Consider the following 13,423-nt stretch of genomic DNA (forward strand, 5'->3'; position numbering starts at 1 on the left):
AAACGGTTTGAGAGGCTTCTCGACTTCGCTCGAAGCGAACGGAGGAGGGCGTAAAGCCCTCCCACCCATCAGTTCCCGACTGGCTGACCGTCGGTGCGCGTCACGACGATGGTCGATGAGCGCGGCTGCTGCCCCGCGACCGGCCAGTCACCCGTGGGATGCTGGATGTTAACGAAGAAGGTCTTGAGGTCCGGCGTGTAGGCGATGCCGGTGATCTCGCACCCAGCGGGGCCGACCAGGAAGCGTTTGGACTGCTTGCTGGTCTGATCGACATAGAACATCGCGTTGTGACCGAAGGCCTGATCGATGGTCGTGCCGGTCACGCCCGAATTGCCGGGGACGCTGTGGTCCGTCTGCACCCACAGGCGACCCTGCGGATCGATGCGGATGCCGTCAGGGCTGGAGAAGGTGTCGCCATTGATGTTGCCCGCCAGATTCGCCCCGCCGGACGCGAGGCTGGGATCACCCGCCAGCAGGAAGATTTCCCAGGTAAAGGTCGTCGCCAGCGGCGAATCGTCCTTTTCCTTGAATTTGATGATGTGGCCGTGGAGGTTGCGCGTGCGCGGATTGGCCGCATCGGTAACCTGACGGCCGCTATTGTTGGTGAGCGTGCAATAGATGGCGCTGTTGTCCGGCGCGACGGTCAGCCATTCCGGACGATCCATCACGGTGCCGCCCGCGACACGCGCAGCTGACTTGGTGTTGATCAGCACATCTGCCTGGCTGTTGAAGTCGACAATGACGGGCGCCGGTGGTGTCGTGCTCTGGCTGATGTTGCCGGGGTCGGAAGCGCCTGGGAGCAGCCCGTTCTGCCCCTGCACCAGCGCGCGCCATTCGCCGGTGCCATCGGCGTTGAAGCGGGCAACGTAGAGCGTGCCATAGTCCAGCAGGCCCGTATTGGCGGCGCGGTTGGATGCGCTGAAGGCGCGATCGGGCACGAACTTGTAGATGCAGCCCGGCGTACTGTCGTCACCCATGTAAAAGGCGACACGGTTGTTGCTGTCGGCCATATGCGCGACATTTTCATGGTCGAACCGCCCCATGGCGGTGCGCTTCGTCGGCTCGGCCAGCTCCTGATAGGGGTCGATTTCAACCACCCAGCCGTAATTCTGCTCGGGCTGCGTCGGGTCGAGATAATTGTCGGTGGTCTCTTCGCAGGTCAGATATGTGTCCCAGGGCGTGCGGCCGGACGCGCAGTTGTTGAGCATGCCCTTGATCGTGCCGGACAGCTGGCCCGCAGCGGGTCCACCCGCGCGATAGCTGCTGTTGCCCGTATAGCGCTTGTTGAAGCGCGAACCTGCCTTGACGCTCCATTTGCCATCGGTGCCCTTGGCGACTTCCACGACAGAGACGCCGACGGCCGAAAGCGCCAGCGCCTTCTGGTCGGCTGATGCCGTGGCCGCATCATAGCTGCCTGCGAACAGGATTTGGGCGTCGGGATATTCATGGTTGATCGCCAGCAGCCCGCCGCCGTTGGCGTCGGTGCCGAACAGCGCGAAATATTCCATGCCATCATGGTTGCCGCCCGCCCATTTTTCGGCGTCGGCTGGCGTCGGGAAGCTGCCCGAATAGGCTGTGCCAGCTTCAACGGAGTCACCCGCTTTCAACAGGACATCGACGGTGTAGCCAGCCGGGACCGTGACTGTATCATTCTGGTTGGCGGCAACCGGCGCGAAGGCGATCGCATAGCTGGGCGCGGGCGCAGGAGTGGGCGTGGGGCTAGGCGTCGGGGTTGGCGAGGGGGAGTCATCATCGTCGCCGCAGGCCGCAAGCGTGCCAAGCATCGGCAGAATGGAAAGGCCCAGCAAGCCGTTCTTCAGAACGCAACGGCGGCCGGGATTGGCGGCAACGATCGCTTCGAGGCAGTTGTCGCCAGCGTCGATCCTGGGCTCCGCATCGCGAAATGGCGCGCGCGCCTCGTCAGTGAGGTGAGACATGAATTTACCCCTGTTCCAGATCGGACTGTCGGCGGAATGCCGCGTCCCTGGCCCGGGGGCTTGGCAGCGCTAAGTGAAATCAGCGCTTCATTTCAGGGACATGAGCATGAAAGACCGATGACGGTCTTATGACGGCCACCGCTGGTCGTTACAGCAGAGCGTTCACCTGCTCGATGAAGCGCAGCACCGAGATTGGCTTCGACACATAGGCCTGCGCCCCCGCGCCGCGAATCCGGTCTTCGTCGCCCTTTCCGGCATAGGCTGTCACGGCCATGATGGGGACCGACGCCAGGCGCGGGTCGCGCTTCAATGACACGATCAGATCCAAGCCGCTGACATGGGGAAGGTGAATGTCGGTGATCACCAGATCCGGGCGGAACTCCAGCGCTTGCGAAACGACGTCGCGCCCATCCCGCAACGGCAGCACTTCATGGCCATGCGCGCGCAAAAGGTCGCAAAAAAGTTTGAGATTGAGTTCGTTGTCCTCGACAACGAGCACGCGCTTTGCCACCAGTCACCCGCGTTAAATGATGCGCATATTAAAAGCGCGCTGATACAACTGCCCCTTGCCGAGAATCAATCATGCGTTCCGACAGCCCCGATAGCAAGCAACTTGGCCCGGCCGATGGCGAAGACGCCCTGACGCTGGCCCTGATGGCGCTTGCCTGGACCTTGGGCGATGAGCAGCGGGCGGATCGGCTGCTGGCGCTTACCGGACTGGACGCGGACGCGTTGCGCGCTGGCGTGAATAATCCTTCGGTCCTGCGTGCGGTGCTGGATTTTCTGGCCGATCATGAGCCGGATCTGATCGCCTGTGCCGAGGCGCTTGATACCAAAGCAGAGGCGTTGATCGCGGCGCGGCGGGAGCTGGGCCGATGAGCCGTCCCCTGATCATCACGGATTGCGACGAGGTGCTGCTGCACATGGTCGTTCCGTTCCGCGAATGGCTGGACGAGCATCATGCCGTGCATTTCGATATGCGCGAGCGCGGCTTTGCTGAGGCGCTGCGCCACAAGGACAGCGGCATCCCGCTGGAGCGCGAACTGGTCTGGCAGCTGCTGGTCGGCTTTTTCGATACGGAAATGCACCGGCAGATGCCGATCGCCGGAGCGGTCGAAGCGATGGGCAGGTTGTCGCGCATCGCCGATATCGTCGTACTCACCAATATCGGGGAGCGGCATCATCAGCAGCGCGTGGAGCAGCTGGCGGCGCATGGCCTCGATTTCCCGGTGCATTGGAACCATGGACCCAAGGGCGCACCGCTGGCCGCGATCGTCGCCGAGCGGCGGCCGTCAGCCGCGCTGTTCATCGACGACCTGGCCGAGCATCATGAATCCGTGACCGAGCATGCGCCGGGCGTGTGGAGATTGCATATGGTGGGCGAGCCTGAGATTTCGGCTGATGTCGATGCCGCGCCCTATGCCCACGCCCGGATAGACGACTGGGCAACGGCGGAGAGATGGATCGCCGATCGGCTTGCCGACGGCCCCGCACCATTAAACATGGATAACCCAGATGGAGTCCCAGATGAGCGTTGAAGCCCGCCTTGCCGAACTTGGCATTACCCTGCCCGCAGCCGCCGCGCCGGTGGCCGCCTATGTCGCAGCAGTGGAAGCCAATGGCCTGCTGCATATTTCCGGGCAGATTTCGCTTTCCGAAGGCCAGCTGATGACGGGCCGTCTCGGCGAAGATCGCGACCTTGATTATGGCGTCAAGGCGGCGCGGGCCTGCGGCCTCAACCTCATCGCCCAGATCAAGGCGGCGCTGGGCAGCCTGGACCGTGTTGAGCGGATCGTGAAGCTGGGCGCTTTCATCAGCAGCGCCCCGAGCTTCACCGATCAGCCCAAGGTGGCCAATGGCGCGTCGGAACTGATGGTCGAGGTCTTCGGCGAGGCGGGCAAGCACGCCCGCAGCGCGGTGGGCGTGCCGGTGCTGCCGCTGGGTGCCGTGGTTGAAATCGACGCGATCGTCCTTGTCCGGCCTGCGGCCTGATCTTTCCTTCCTGACCGCCCGCCCCTTCGCCCATCGCGGGTTGCATGGCGCGGGCATCAGTGAAAACGGCATGGCCGCTTTTCGCGCGGCCATTGCGCAAGGCTATGGCATCGAATGCGATGTCCGGCTGAGCGGGGATGGCATTGCGATGGTCTTTCACGACGACGCCCTGTCACGAATGATCGGTGTCGAGGGATCGCTTTCGGACCATCCCGCCGAACGCCTTGAGCAGATGAGATTGGCGGACGGCGGCGGCGTTCCACGGCTGGAGACGCTGCTGCAGGCATGTGGGCAAACGGTCCCACTGCTGATCGAGCTGAAGGTGACGGGCCGCCATGTGGCGCCCCTCTGTGCAGCGGTAGCCCGCGATCTGGCAAAGCATCCGGATGCTCTGGCCGCTATCATGTCCTTCAACCCCATGGCAATGCGCTGGTTTGCCCGGCACATGCCACAGGCGGTGCGGGGCCTTGTGGTGACGGAGCAGGATGACACGGGTTGGCGCGGCGCGGCGCGGCGCGGTCTTGCACTTTGGGTGGCGAGACCCGACTTTATCGCTTGTGATGTTCGTGACCTTCCTTCCCGTTTCGCAGCGCGGGCGCGTGCGCGCGGTTTGGCCGTGTTGACCTGGACGGTGCGCACGGAGGCCGATCGTGCTGCGGCTGCGGCGCATGCGGACCAGATCATATTCGAGGTTCCGCGTGACTGAATGCCTGGTGCGGGTAGCTGGCGGGGTTGCGGAACTGCCACGCGATCAGTGGGACGCCTGCGCCGGAACCGCCAATCCGTTCATGAGCTGGGATTTCCTGGCCGCACTGGAACGATCGGGCAGCGTTGGCCCCGGAACCGGGTGGCAGCCCTTGCCGATGCTGATCGATGGTGCCGACGGACAGATTGCCGCCGCAGCGCCGCTTTACGGCAAGACCCATAGCCAGGGCGAATATGTGTTCGACCATGGCTGGGCCGACGCGTGGGAGCGCGCGGGGGGACAATATTATCCCAAGATCCAGCTCGCCGCGCCCTTTTCCCCGGTGCCCGGACCCCGCCTTCTGCTGCGCGATGCTGCGCTGGCACCAGCGCTGATCGCGGGGATCGAAACCCTTGTCGAGAGCAACGGCCTGTCGTCCGCGCATGCAACCTTCATCGAGCCAGCGCAGGTGCCTCTGTTCGAAGCGGCGGGTTGGCTGATCCGCGAAGACAGCCAGTTCCACTGGATCAATCGCGGCTATCGCGACTTCGACGATTTCCTGAGCAGCCTGTCGAGTGCCAAGCGCAAGAATATCCGCAAGGAACGCGCGCGCGCGGTCGAGGGGCTGGAGATCGTTCACCTGACCGGCAGCGACCTCAAGGAGGCGCACTGGGACGCCTTCTGGCATTTTTACCAGGATACCGGATCGCGCAAATGGGGACGGCCCTATCTGACGCGGGCGTTTTTTTCGATGCTGGGGGAAAATATGGCGGATCGGGTGCTGCTGATGCTGGCACAGCGTCACGGCAGGCCGATTGCGGGAGCGCTCAACCTGATTGGTGAGGAGGCTTTATATGGCCGCTATTGGGGTTGCGCAGAGGACGTGCCCAACCTGCATTTCGAGCTATGCTATTATCAGGCGATCGAGGTCGCCATTGCGCTTGGGCTATCCCGGGTCGAGGCCGGAGCCCAAGGGGGGCATAAGCTGGCGCGGGGATATGGACCGGAACCCACTTATTCGGCGCACTTCCTGCCCAACGCTTCGTTCCGCCGGGCCGTCGGTGAATTCCTCGCTGCCGAGCGGACTGACGTGCAACGGGACCGAATCTGGCTTAGCGAACGAGCGCCGTTCCGCAAGCCAGGCTGACGATCAGGCGGCGCGCAGCTGGTTTGCGGCAATCCAGGCGCGCGCCTGACGCTGCGCCTCGGCGATTTCGCGGGCCGTCATTTCTTCGGCGATCTCGGCGCGCATCACCTGCCCTTCCTCATTGCCACGCAGCGCGGCGAGGTTGAACCATTTATGCGCTTCGATCAGATCGACTGACTTGCCGCCGGTTCCGCAGCTATAGGCGACGCCCAGATCGAAGCAGGCCTCCGCCGATTCCCAGCCCGCCACTGACAGGCGGCTTTCCATCAGAAACTGAGCACTTTTCAGACTGTTTGCCACGACCGAATCCCCCTGTGGATTTCGAGATAATGGTTTTCGACAGGCCGCACGGTGCACCGGCAGGGGATAAAAAATGGTTAACGCTGATTTGCAGCGACATTCAGCGGCCCCCGGAAAACAGGGAATAGCAAGGTTAATGCGGCCGGTTGCCTGTTCTGGGGCTGGCATAGCTGCCGGAATGATCCCATAGCCGCGCCATGACCAACCCTCCCCCTCCGGTCGCCAACGGACAATCGCAAAAGGATATCGGCTTTCGCGAATTCGTGGTGCTGAGCGCCTGTTTGATGGCGATGAATGCGCTGTCGACCGACCCGATGTTGCCCGCGCTGCCCGCCATGGGGCACGATCTGGGAATCGCGAATGCCAATGACCGGCAGCTTATTATCAGCGTCTATTTCCTGGGATTGGGTGTCGGATCGTTGTTGTTTGGCATCCTGTCGGATCGGTTCGGGCGCAAACCGGTAATGGGTGGAGCGATGGCGCTGTTCATCCTGTCCACGATAGGCTGCGCGGCGGCGCAAAGCTTTCCCATGCTGCTGTTGGGCCGGGCTTCGGCCGGCTTTTTTGCGGGGGCGAGCCGCGTAATCGCCGTGGGCATCATCCGCGATCGGTTCAAGGGAGACGCGATGGCGAGGGTGATGTCGCTCATCCTCGCCGTGTTCATGTTGATACCCGTGGTGGCGCCGAGCTTTGGGCAGGCGATCCTCTGGTTCGCGCCATGGCGATGGATATTCTGGATCCTGGCTATTCAGGCGGCGCTGATCCTCGGCTGGATGATCATGCGCATGCCCGAAACATTGAAGCCTGAGAACAGGCTACGGATGAACCCGTCCACGATCTTTCGCACCGTGGCGGCGGTGCTGACCAATCGCAGTTCCGCAGGCTATATGCTGGCGAGCGGGGTGGTGATGAGCGGACTCATCGGCTTCATCCTGTCGGTGCAGCAGATTTTCTTCGACCTGTTTCATGCCCAGTCATTCTTCCCGATAGCTTTTGCGATCATGGCGGGCAGCATGGGGGTCGGCAGCCTGCTGAACAGTCGGCTTGTATCGCGATTCGGCGCCCGGCGGCTGAGCCAAGGTGCGGTTCTGTCCATGATCGCGACGAGCGCCATCCATCTTGTCGTGATCGCATCCGGCTGGGAAAGCATGTTCACCTTCATGTTCTTCCAGTCGGCAACGATGATGGCCGTGGCTTTTACCGCTTCCAATTTCGGCGCGATTTCCATGGAACCCTTTGCCAAGGGAGCGGGCGCGGCGTCCTCCTTTCAGGCGTTTATGACCACAGCGCTGTCCAGCGCCTTGGGTAGCGTGGTCGGTCGGGCGTTCAACGGGACGACCGTACCGCTGACTGTCGGCATGCTGGCGTTCGGGATCGCGGCGCTTCTTATCGTGCTGTTCGCCGAACGCGGGAAGCTCTTCACCCGCCCGCATCATGGTGCGTTGCGAGAACCGGAATTCGATCCCGTCCACTAAAAAGAAAGACGGCGATCACGCCGCCGCCTTCCTCACCCGATTCAGGCGTCGCGGCCGCCCGGCGTATGCGCACCGGGCATCGGTGGCACCGGCATCGGCGGGACATCGGCATCCTGCTCATGCGTCTCGACGAGGCCTCGCGCGACATGGCTCTTGCGATAGCCATAGAGGAAATAAAGCAGCAGCCCCACTCCGCCCCAGACCGGAAGCACGAGTTGCGCGTCCACGGGCAGGTTGAAGAAGAGGAAGAGGCAGCCGAATGCCGCCATTGGCGCGAAGAACCAGATGGCAGGCGTCCGGAAGGGGCGAGGACGATGGGGATCGCGCACGCGCAGCACCAGCACGGCGATTGCCACCATGAAGAAGGCAAAGAGCGTGCCGGAATTGGAAATGTCGGCCAGCTGACCCACCGGCAGCAGCGCCGCGGCGATGGCGACAAAGACGCCCGTCACCATGGTTACGATGTGCGGTGTCCTGAAACGTGGATGGATGCTGGCAAGCTTTTCCGGCAACAGTCCGTCGCGCGCCATCACGAAGAAGATGCGGGTCTGGCCGAACATCATCATCAGGATGACCGACGGTAGCGCCAGATTGGCCGCGAGGCCCAAGGCGTTTCCGACCACAGTCCAGTTGATCGAGCGCAGAACATGGGCAAGCGCCTCATTCGAACAGACCAGATCCCCCGCATGGGCTGCGGTCGCGCACGCTTGAGCGAAACCGACCGATCCAGGTGCGACGATCGAACCGTCCAGACCAAGGACCGGCTGGGCGCCAATCGCGCCGATCGCCCCTGCGGCGACAAGCAGGTAGAAAACGGTGCAGATCGCCAGGCTGCCAATGAGACCGATCGGCACATTGCGCTGCGGATTCTTGGTCTCCTCCGCTGCGGTCGAAACGGCATCGAAGCCCACATAGGCGAAGAAGATGGACGCCGCCGCACCGACAACGCCCATCCCGCTCGTGCCTTCCGGTCCGAACCACCCATTGGGCGCGAAAGGAGAGAAATTGCCCTTATCCAACGCTGGCAGCGTCAGCGCGATAAAGGCGGTTAGCGCCGCCACCTTGATCGCGACCAGCACCGCATTGACCCGCGCGCTTTCCGTGGTGCCGACGACGAGCAAGGCCGTGACGGCGAGCGCGACAACGATCGCCGGGATATTGATGATGCCATGGGAAAAATCGGCGTGGGGGACAAAGCCATTCATGCTCCAGGCAGGTCCGGCAGATAGCGCCTGAGGCAGATCAAGCCCTGTCACGCTTTTCATCAAACCCATGAAATAGCCGGACCAGCCCACTGAAACGGCACTGGCGGCCACGGCATATTCCAGGATCAACGCCCAACCCACCATCCAGGCCAGCAATTCGCCCACCACCGCATAGGTATAGGTATAGGCTGAGCCCGACACCGGCACCATCGACGCGAGTTCCGAATAACAAAGCGCGGCGAAGGCACAGACTGCTCCGGCAATGACGAAGCTCCACATCATGCCCGGCCCCGCCTTTTGCGCGGCGGCGGCGGTCAGTACGAAAATGCCGGTCCCTATGATGGCACCGACACCCAGAAGCGTTAGCTGTATCGGCCCCAATGTCCGAACGAGCGACTTTTTTTCCGCAGTCGCCAATATGGCGTCCAATGGCTTGATGCGCCCGAAGATCATGCGTGGAGCCCTTTGCCTGTCATCTTGTCCCCGATCAGCCGCGAAGCCGGCCCGTTATATCTGACGCAGAGACTATCGCCTATTATGGCCCGCGCAAGTATGTTGCGCGACTTCGGCACATTTGTCCAAGGGAGCTACTGATGATCGAACTGCTGCGCGCCGCCAGCCTGAACGACGTGCCGCATGGCTTTGCCGGGCGTCGTGGCGGTGTGTCGGGCGGGTTGCATGCTGGCTTGAATGTGGGCCTGGGTTCAATGGATGAGCGAGAGGCGATCCTGCGCAACCGTGATTTGGCGAGGGATGCGCTGCTGCCCGGCGGGGCGCTGGTCACCGTGCGGCAGGTCCATTCGCCGGACGTGGTGACCATCACCGGCGCAATTGATGAGGCGGATCGCCCCGCAGCGGATGCCATGGTCACAGATCGTCCGTGGCTTGTCCTGGGCATATTGACGGCCGATTGCGTTCCGGTGCTGCTCGCGGACCCGCAAGCCGGGGTGGTGGGCGCCGCACATGCGGGTTGGAAAGGCGCCATATCGGGCGTCACGGACAACACGGTGGTGGCGATGGAAAAACTGGGTGCCCTACGTGAGCGGATTAGCGCCGCGATCGGCCCCTGTATCGGCCGCGCTTCTTATGAGGTCACGGCCGATTTCGCCCGCAATTTCGAGGAAGAAGATGTGGAAAATGGCCGCTTCTTCTCCGCAGGGCGCGAAGGCCATTGCCAGTTCGACATCGCGGCTTATGTCGCGGCGCGTTTGGCTCAGGCAGGGATCGGTCGGGTCGAGATGCTGGATGAGGACACCTATAGCCAGCCCGATCGCTTCTTCAGCTATCGCCGTTCCTGCCACCTGGGCGAGCCAAGCTATGGACGGCAGATTTCCATGATTGCCGTCGGTTGATGCAGCAGCCTGCGTTGGCTGGTCAGCCGGGCGGCAGTCCCGGATCGATTCCAGTCAGCTCGACCGAAAGATCCCAAAGCCGCCGGGCATCCTCGACACTGCTGGCGCGCTTGTCGATCAACGCATGTCCTGACTCGCCACGCATTTCCCATCGTCCCTGGGGGCCGAAATAGTCACCACCCTTGGCGGTCGGATCGGTAGCAGCCTGAAGAGTCGGCCACGCCGCCGCCGCCACCGGATTGAAAAGAGGCCGCACAACAGGCAGCAACGGTTTTGTCCATCGGGGAAGATGGCGCATAAGTTCGGTCAGGGAAACGCCGGGATGGCAGCCGATGGCGCTCACCGGAGATGCCGCAGCCCGCAGCCTTCGGTCAAGTTCAAGGGCGAACAGTAGGTTGGCCAGCTTGCTTTGGGCATAATAGACGTTGGGACTATAGCCTTTCTCTGCGTTCCAGTCGTCCCACAGCATGCGTCCATTGCGGTGTGCCAAGCTGGACGTAACGACCACCCGCGAACCGGCGGTTTCGGCGAGCTTCGGCAATAAAAGCGCCGTCAGCGCGAAGGTCCCCAGATGGTTGACGCCAAATTGAAGCTCGAAGCCTTGGGCCGTGCGGGTAAGGGGCGGTATCATCACGCCCGCATTGTTGATCAGTATATCGAGCCTGGGTTCGCTCGCGACTCTTTCGGCTGCGGCTCGAACGCTTCCCAAATCTGCTTGATCGAGCAGAATGAGATCCAGTTTCGCGCTTGGAGTTGCGGCCGCGATCTCGGCCATTGCATCCGCGCCTCTCCCCGCGTCGCGACAGCCGAGCAGCACTCGCGCGCCCTTTCGGGCCAGCAGCTTCGCGGTTTCAAAGCCGATACCGGTGTTCGCCCCGGTAACCAGGATCGTGCGTCCATCCTGATCCGCCACCTGGTTGTCGGTGAACCCCATTCTACTCTCCCCGTTCGCGCCTTATTGGTCCTTAGTCACCAATCCTGAACCAGAAAACAAGGCTGATTGAGCTGTGCAAATATCCGGCGGCTCGCGGAGAAATAGTTGAAGCGGTAAAAACAGTCCGGCGTTGTACTAGGCTGTAGTGACGATTTAATCATTTGAGCCATAGCATGATGCTTGCGAGCTTGATGAAGCCGAGGAAGTTGGCGGCGATTTTGTCGTAGCGGGTAGCGATGCGGCGCCATTGTTTGAGGCGAGCGAAGAAGCCTTCGATGCCCCATCGCTGTTTGTAGGCGATGACATCATATGGTCGGCGGATGCTGCGATGGCGGCGTGGCGGGATGACGGCCTCACCGCCTTGGGCACGGATCAGATCGCACAGGCTATCGGCATCATAGGCGCGATCGGCAAGAACCTGCTTTGCGGGCAGTCCTCGGATCAGGTCGCAAGCAGGCGCCATGTCGTTCTGTTGTCCGGGACCGAGTATGAAGCGCACCGGCAGACCAAGGGCATCGACTACGGCGTGGATTTTAGTGCCGAACCCGCCTCGGGAGCGACCAAGAGCCTGGGCTTGAACGCCCCCCTTTTTACCCGCGCTCCGGCCGCTTGAGCCTGGGCGCGGATCACGGTGGCGTCGATCGCAAGCCATTCGATGTCGGGATCGTCCGATACCGCCGCGAATATCCGGTCAATCACCCCTTGCTCGACCCACCGATAATAGCGTCGCTTAGCCGTCTGATAGGGGCCAAAACGCTCGGGCAAATCACGCCAGCGTCCGCCCGAACGCGCCAGCCACAGCAGCGCATCAAGAAACCGGCGGCCATCGCTGCGTGGACCACGCTTGCCCTTTCGTCCGCCCGGCACAAACTCGCGCAGTCGCTCCCACTGATCGTCCCGTAAAACCTCGCCTTCCACACCAGCCTCCAAAAGCCAGTGTTGAATCAGAAATCTACGCTCGCGTGAATCCCTAAAATGTCACTACAGCCTACAGTGCAGAAGCCGGCGAGCCAAGGTGCTGGGGAACCGGCGCTGCCACTGACACATTCTGGGAGTGGCAGCGATACAGATAATGTCCGGTTTATCCTGCGCTGGACGTGGATCGGCTGACGCGCATCGCGCGGTTGAAGCAGATCCCCTAAATCGTGCTTCGCCCGGGGCTGCTCGAGAAGTTCGGTGACAAGGTCGGTGCGCTGCGTGCGACGTGCAATGACGGGTATTCGGGCAGAAGCGGCTGCCCCGATGGACGCGTTTATCGAGGGTCTGACAATCTATCGCGAGGACGCTCGCGGTCCGGACACGGTGAGCTGGTATCGATGCTGGAGTTGTGCGGTGATTGGACAAGCAAAAACCCCCTGCGGCGTGTGCCGAGGGGGCCTTGCAAATCAAGTTGGTTGCGGGAGCAGGATTTGAACCTGCGACCTTCAGGTTATGAGCCTGACGAGCTACCGGGCTGCTCCATCCCGCGTCACCAAAGGCAAAAGGGCGGCTTTATGGGCCGCCCTTTTGTGAGATTGTGATGGGTTTTTATTTCAAAGCGCAAGCTGTAATGCCTGGCGACGCCCTACTCTTCCGGGGCTTGAGCCACAGTACCATCGGCGCAGACTGGTTTCACGGCCGAGTTCGGGATGGGATCGGGTGGGTCACAGACGCTATGGTCACCAAGCAATAGAGCTTGCGCTTTGGGTTATAATCGATACCGTGCACGGTATTTGATGTTTGTATGTGTTATCTGGCTTGAGGTTGATCACCACTTATCGCTGACGTTTTGCTGTTGCCAGCACTGTCATTGATGGTGGGACTCTCAGGCGCGATCAGAGCAATTAGGACCGGTTAGCTCCATATGTTACCACACTTCTACATCCGGCCTATCAAGGTCGTGGTCTACGACCGCTCGAAGAAATCTTATCTTGAGGGAGGCTTCCCGCTTAGATGCTTTCAGCGGTTATCCCGTCCATACATAGCTACCCTGCTGCGCCCTTGGCAGGACGACAGGTACACCAGAGGTATGTTCAACCCGGTCCTCTCGTACTAGGGTCAACTCCTCTCAAATTTCGACGCCCACGGCAGATAGGGACCAAACTGTCTCGCGACGTTCTGAACCCAGCTCACGTACCACTTTAATTGGCGAACAGCCAAACCCTTGGGACCTGCTCCAGCCCCAGGATGTGATGAGCCGACATCGAGGTGCCAAACGATTCCGTCGATATGAGCTCTTGGGAATCATCAGCCTGTTATCCCCGGCGTACCTTTTATCCGTTGAGCGATGGCCCTTCCACGAGGGACCACCGGATCACTATGACCGACTTTCGTCTCTGCTCGACTTGTCAGTCTCGCAGTCAGGCGGGCTTATGCCATTGCACTCTAACAGACGGTTTCCAACCGTCCTGAGCCCA

At 61.6% G+C, this 13,423-nt stretch carries 13 protein-coding genes, 1 tRNA gene and 2 rRNA genes (1 of these 16 only partly in view); 7 read left to right on the forward strand and 9 right to left on the reverse strand.

Annotation, left to right across the window (positions count from 1 at the left end; translation table 11 throughout):
• Positions 1–68 precede the first annotated feature (68 nt).
• Positions 69–1,937 carry a PhoX family protein gene (locus ACZ5U1_RS10980; protein ID WP_464778434.1) on the reverse strand — a complete coding sequence of 623 codons (1,869 nt, stop codon included), beginning with the start codon at positions 1,935–1,937 and terminating at the stop codon, positions 69–71.
• 148 nt (positions 1,938–2,085) lie between these two features.
• Positions 2,086–2,448, reverse strand: a complete 363-nt coding sequence (locus ACZ5U1_RS10985; protein ID WP_464778435.1) for a response regulator — start codon at positions 2,446–2,448, stop codon at positions 2,086–2,088.
• Between the two features lie 71 nt (positions 2,449–2,519).
• Between ACZ5U1_RS10985 and ACZ5U1_RS10990 the strand changes: the two genes are divergently transcribed.
• From ACZ5U1_RS10990 to ACZ5U1_RS11010, 5 genes are all read left to right on the forward strand, one after another.
• On the forward strand, positions 2,520–2,816 hold the full coding sequence (locus ACZ5U1_RS10990) for a DUF3572 family protein (protein WP_464778436.1): 297 nt from the start codon (positions 2,520–2,522) through the stop codon (positions 2,814–2,816).
• The gene (locus tag ACZ5U1_RS10995; protein WP_464778437.1) at positions 2,813–3,475 is read left to right on the forward strand and encodes an HAD family hydrolase; all 663 of its coding nucleotides are present in this window, start codon (positions 2,813–2,815) and stop codon (positions 3,473–3,475) included. Before ACZ5U1_RS10990 ends, ACZ5U1_RS10995 begins: the two co-directional genes overlap by 4 nt.
• Complete coding sequence (locus ACZ5U1_RS11000) at positions 3,465–3,929, forward strand: RidA family protein (RefSeq protein WP_464778438.1); 465 nt, start codon at positions 3,465–3,467, stop codon at positions 3,927–3,929. The genes ACZ5U1_RS10995 and ACZ5U1_RS11000 overlap by 11 nt, the downstream gene beginning before the upstream one ends.
• A gap of 70 nt (positions 3,930–3,999) precedes the next feature.
• The gene (locus tag ACZ5U1_RS11005) at positions 4,000–4,635 is read left to right on the forward strand and encodes a glycerophosphodiester phosphodiesterase family protein (protein WP_464780034.1); all 636 of its coding nucleotides are present in this window, start codon (positions 4,000–4,002) and stop codon (positions 4,633–4,635) included.
• Complete coding sequence (locus tag ACZ5U1_RS11010) at positions 4,598–5,761, forward strand: GNAT family N-acetyltransferase (protein WP_464778439.1); 1,164 nt, start codon at positions 4,598–4,600, stop codon at positions 5,759–5,761. Before ACZ5U1_RS11005 ends, ACZ5U1_RS11010 begins: the two co-directional genes overlap by 38 nt.
• Before the next feature lie 3 nt (positions 5,762–5,764).
• Here ACZ5U1_RS11010 and ACZ5U1_RS11015 read toward each other — a convergent pair whose 3' ends face one another.
• The gene (locus ACZ5U1_RS11015; RefSeq protein WP_464778440.1) at positions 5,765–6,061 is read right to left on the reverse strand and encodes an SEL1-like repeat protein; all 297 of its coding nucleotides are present in this window, start codon (positions 6,059–6,061) and stop codon (positions 5,765–5,767) included.
• Positions 6,062–6,258: 197 nt separating this feature from the next.
• On the opposite strand from ACZ5U1_RS11015, the gene ACZ5U1_RS11020 reads away from it, so the two are divergent.
• Complete coding sequence (locus tag ACZ5U1_RS11020) at positions 6,259–7,536, forward strand: multidrug effflux MFS transporter (protein WP_464778441.1); 1,278 nt, start codon at positions 6,259–6,261, stop codon at positions 7,534–7,536.
• A 41-nt stretch (positions 7,537–7,577) separates the two neighbouring features.
• Here ACZ5U1_RS11020 and ACZ5U1_RS11025 read toward each other — a convergent pair whose 3' ends face one another.
• The gene (locus ACZ5U1_RS11025) at positions 7,578–9,194 is read right to left on the reverse strand and encodes an amino acid permease (protein ID WP_464778442.1); all 1,617 of its coding nucleotides are present in this window, start codon (positions 9,192–9,194) and stop codon (positions 7,578–7,580) included.
• A gap of 140 nt (positions 9,195–9,334) precedes the next feature.
• On the opposite strand from ACZ5U1_RS11025, the gene pgeF reads away from it, so the two are divergent.
• Positions 9,335–10,093, forward strand: a complete 759-nt coding sequence (gene pgeF / locus ACZ5U1_RS11030; RefSeq protein ID WP_464778443.1) for a peptidoglycan editing factor PgeF — start codon at positions 9,335–9,337, stop codon at positions 10,091–10,093.
• Positions 10,094–10,115: 22 nt separating this feature from the next.
• Here pgeF and ACZ5U1_RS11035 read toward each other — a convergent pair whose 3' ends face one another.
• The 5 genes from ACZ5U1_RS11035 to ACZ5U1_RS11055 all read right to left on the reverse strand — a co-directional run.
• Positions 10,116–11,027, reverse strand: a complete 912-nt coding sequence (locus ACZ5U1_RS11035) for an oxidoreductase (protein ID WP_464778444.1) — start codon at positions 11,025–11,027, stop codon at positions 10,116–10,118.
• Positions 11,028–11,184: 157 nt separating this feature from the next.
• A protein-coding gene (locus ACZ5U1_RS11040; RefSeq protein WP_464778445.1) for an IS5 family transposase occupies positions 11,185–11,945 on the reverse strand; the annotation gives its coding sequence in 2 pieces (ribosomal slippage) (positions 11,185–11,621 and positions 11,621–11,945; 762 coding nt in all).
• Between the two features lie 473 nt (positions 11,946–12,418).
• Positions 12,419–12,495 (reverse strand) — tRNA-Met (locus ACZ5U1_RS11045).
• 83 nt (positions 12,496–12,578) lie between these two features.
• Positions 12,579–12,693: ribosomal RNA gene (gene rrf / locus ACZ5U1_RS11050) — 5S ribosomal RNA — on the reverse strand.
• Between the two features lie 137 nt (positions 12,694–12,830).
• Positions 12,831–13,423: ribosomal RNA gene (locus ACZ5U1_RS11055) — 23S ribosomal RNA — on the reverse strand; it runs 2,204 nt beyond the window's last position.

The sequence above is a fragment of the Sphingobium sp. TomTYG72 genome (genome assembly GCF_055394715.1).

Coding starts and splice junctions, on each gene's coding strand:
- ACZ5U1_RS10980 (WP_464778434.1), bottom strand. CDS start 1,937: ATGTCTCACCTCACTGACGAGGCGCGCGCGCCATTTCGCGATGCGGAG.
- ACZ5U1_RS10990 (WP_464778436.1), top strand. CDS start 2,520: ATGCGTTCCGACAGCCCCGATAGCAAGCAACTTGGCCCGGCCGATGGC.
- ACZ5U1_RS10995 (WP_464778437.1), top strand. CDS start 2,813: ATGAGCCGTCCCCTGATCATCACGGATTGCGACGAGGTGCTGCTGCAC.
- ACZ5U1_RS11000 (WP_464778438.1), top strand. CDS start 3,465: ATGAGCGTTGAAGCCCGCCTTGCCGAACTTGGCATTACCCTGCCCGCA.
- ACZ5U1_RS11005 (WP_464780034.1), top strand. CDS start 4,000: ATGGCCGCTTTTCGCGCGGCCATTGCGCAAGGCTATGGCATCGAATGC.
- ACZ5U1_RS11010 (WP_464778439.1), top strand. CDS start 4,598: ATGCGGACCAGATCATATTCGAGGTTCCGCGTGACTGAATGCCTGGTG.
- ACZ5U1_RS11020 (WP_464778441.1), top strand. CDS start 6,259: ATGACCAACCCTCCCCCTCCGGTCGCCAACGGACAATCGCAAAAGGAT.
- ACZ5U1_RS11025 (WP_464778442.1), bottom strand. CDS start 9,194: ATGATCTTCGGGCGCATCAAGCCATTGGACGCCATATTGGCGACTGCG.
- pgeF (WP_464778443.1), top strand. CDS start 9,335: ATGATCGAACTGCTGCGCGCCGCCAGCCTGAACGACGTGCCGCATGGC.
- ACZ5U1_RS11035 (WP_464778444.1), bottom strand. CDS start 11,027: ATGGGGTTCACCGACAACCAGGTGGCGGATCAGGATGGACGCACGATC.